Here is a 2,980-nt window from a genome sequence, read left to right as displayed (position 1 = left end):
GCCCGGAACCCCGCGGGGTTCCGGGCCCTTCCCGGTGCGGGCCGCGGGCTCAGCCCTCGAACTTGTAGCCGAGGCCCCGCACCGTCACGAGGTGGCGGGGCACGGAGGGGTCGGGCTCGATCTTGGCGCGCAGCCGCTTGACGTGGACGTCGAGGGTCTTGGTGTCGCCCACGTAGTCCGAGCCCCAGACCCGGTCGATGAGCTGCCCGCGGGTCAGCACGCGCCCGGCGTTGCGCAGCAGCATCTCCAGCAGCTCGAACTCCTTGAGCGGCATGGCCACCCGCTCGCCGTGCACGCTGACCACGTGCCGCTCGATGTCCATCCGCACGGGGCCGGCCTGCACGGTCGCCGGGACGAGCTCCTCGGGCTCCCCCTGCCGGCGCAGGACCGCGCGGATCCGGGCCACGAGCTCCCGGGACGAGTACGGCTTGGTGACGTAGTCGTCGGCGCCGAGCTCGAGGCCCACCACCTTGTCGATCTCGGCGTCCTTGGCGGTGAGCATGATGATCGGCACGGAGGATCGCTGCCGCACCTGCCGGCACACCTCGGTGCCGGAGAGCCCCGGGAGCATGAGGTCCAGGAGCATGAGGTCGGCCCCGGAGCGGTCGAACTCCGCCACGGCGTCCACGCCGTTGTCGACGACCTCCACCTCGAACCCCTCCTTCCCGAGCAGGTAGGAGAGCGGGTCGCTGAGGGAGTCCTCGTCCTCGACGATCAGGATGCGGGTCACTGTCGGTCCTCCGTGCTCCCGGCGCGCGCCGCGGGGGCGGCGGGCCGTGGGGTCGATGCTGCCGGGCGGGTCGGTGCCTGCGGCGGCACCGGGCGGGCGGACGCTCCGGGGGCCGGCCGGTCGGCCTCCCCGGGCTCGTCGGCGCCCTCGATCTGGGGGATGCTGAGGGTGAAGGTGGAGCCGCGGCCCGGCTGCGACCACAGGGAGGCCTCGCCGCCGTGCTGGGACATCACGTGCTTGACGATGCTCAGGCCCAGCCCGGTGCCGCCCGTCCGGCGGGAGCGGGCCGCGTCCACGCGGTAGAAGCGCTCGAAGATCCGGTCCTGCTCGTCCTCCGGGATGCCCGGGCCCTGGTCGGTCACCGAGATCTGGGCCATCCCGTCCCGCTCACGGACGCCGACGCCCACACGGGTGCCCTCCGGGGAGTAGTGCACGGCGTTGTCGATGAGGTTGCGCAGCGCGGTGACGAGCAGATCGGGGTCGCCGAACACGGGCCGGGTGACCCGCCCGCCCACGGCGATCTCGATGCCCTTGTTCTCCGCGGGGAAGCGGTTGCGGTCCACGGCGTCGGCGATCACCCGGTTGAGGTCCACGGGCCGGCCCTCGGTGACCACGTCCGCGCCCTGCAGGCGGGAGAGCTCGATGATGTCCTGCACCAGCGCGGTCAGCCGTGCGGACTCCTTGTGCAGGCGCTGGGCGAAGCGGCGCACGGCCTCCTCGTCCTCGGCCGCGTCCTCGATCGCCTCGGCGAGCAGCCCGATCGCACCCACCGGGGTCTTCAGCTCGTGCGAGACGTTGGCGACGAAGTCGTTGCGGATCGACTGCGCCCGGACGATCTCCGTCTGGTCGTCGGCGAGCAGCAGGATGTACTCCTCCGCGATGGGGGCGACCCGGACGTCCAGCACCACGGCGCCCGTCTGGAACGGTCCCCGGCTGAGCTCGACCCGCCGCTCCTCGATCACGCCGCTGCGCCGGGCCCGGCGGATCATCTCGAGCATCTGCTCGTGCACCACGGTGTGCCCGCGGACCAGTCCGAACGCGTAGGCGGCGGGGGAGGCGCGCACCACGCCGTCGACCCCGTCCACCACCACGTACGCCCGGCCGATCACCGCGAGCACGTCCGCGGTGCCGTCGGGCAGCGTGGGCTCCTGGACGTCGGCGCGGGCGCGGCGGCCGCGCCCGCTCACCCGGAGGGCGATCAGACCGCTCACCCCGAGGGCGAAGCCGAGCAGACCCGCGAGGACGGCGATGGCAGTAGGACTCACGGAACCAGCTTAGGCACTCGGGGAGGCCGGGCCCCCGCGCCGGACGTCACGGGCTACAGGTTCAACGAACGTTCATCCTAAGATGAGCGAAAGTTCACTCCTGGCTGTGACGGTGGCGGCGGGTGTGCTCGCACCCGGCCCCCATGTCATCCGTCCCGCTCCGCGCCGCACCCCGGCCGCGGCCTCCGGGGACGTCGCCGCATCTCGAAAGGACGCACCCGTGCGCAAGGTTTTCCAGGCAGAACTCCACCAGGTCGGTGAGGAGCTCATCCAGATCGCCACCTTGGTGCGCGAGGCCCTCGCCCGCTCCAAGGACGCCCTCCTCGACGCGGACATCCAGCTCGCCGAGGAGGTCATCTCCAACGACGCCCGGATCGACTTCCTGCAGAACGACCTCGACGAGCGCTCGATCGACATCCTCGCGCTGCAGAGCCCCGTCGCCTCGGACCTGCGGATGATCGTGGGCGCGCTGCGGATGAGCGCCTCCCTCGAGCGGGCGGGCGACCTCGCCCGGCACCTGGCCCAGGCCGTGCGGATCCGCTATCCCGAGCCGGTCATCCCGGAGCCGCTCGTGGAGACCTTCACGCGGATGTTCGACCTCGACCTCCAGATCCTGGACCGGGTCATCCAGGTGCTGCAGACCCGCGACCTCTCCCTCGCCGACGACATCTACTCGCTCAAGGGCGAGGTCAACAAGCTGCACCAGTCCGTCTTCGACGCGCTGGCCGCACCGAGCTGGGACTCGTCGGTGCCGACCGCCGTGGACGTCACCCTGTGCTCCCGCTACCTCGAGCGCATCGGGGACCACGGGGTCTCGGTGACCCGCAAGGTCTCCTACCTGGTGACCGGCGACTGGGTGCCGGCGACCTCCGACCGCCCGACCGGCCACGGCCACGTGGGCCGCGACGGGGGCGAGTGAGCCCCCGCCCGGGCACCGGCTGAGCCGCGTCCGGGCACGGGCGAGGGCCGGGTCCACCGCAGCGGT

At 72.4% G+C, this 2,980-nt stretch carries 3 protein-coding genes; 1 reads left to right on the top strand and 2 read right to left on the bottom strand.

Translation table 11 applies throughout. From position 1 onward, the window contains the following. Positions 1 to 49: 49 nt before the first annotated feature. Entirely contained in the window at positions 50 to 730 is a 681-nt protein-coding gene (locus ACFU0Y_RS17735) for a response regulator (RefSeq protein WP_380216216.1), read from the bottom strand. Beyond that, positions 727 to 1,995, bottom strand: coding sequence for a sensor histidine kinase (locus ACFU0Y_RS17730; protein ID WP_380216214.1), 1,269 nt, complete (start codon positions 1,993 to 1,995; stop codon positions 727 to 729). The genes ACFU0Y_RS17735 and ACFU0Y_RS17730 overlap by 4 nt, the downstream gene beginning before the upstream one ends. Before the next feature lie 220 nt (positions 1,996 to 2,215). Between ACFU0Y_RS17730 and phoU the strand changes: the two genes are divergently transcribed. Beyond that, positions 2,216 to 2,914 carry a phosphate signaling complex protein PhoU gene (gene phoU / locus ACFU0Y_RS17725; RefSeq protein WP_380216212.1) on the top strand — a complete coding sequence of 233 codons (699 nt, stop codon included), beginning with the start codon at positions 2,216 to 2,218 and terminating at the stop codon, positions 2,912 to 2,914. Positions 2,915 to 2,980: the final 66 nt, after the last annotated feature.

Origin of the sequence: Kocuria sp. NPDC057446, from assembly GCF_042802875.1 — a bacterium.
Lineage (GTDB): Bacteria > Actinomycetota > Actinomycetes > Actinomycetales > Micrococcaceae > Kocuria.
This window is presented reverse-complemented; position numbering and strand designations above follow the sequence as displayed.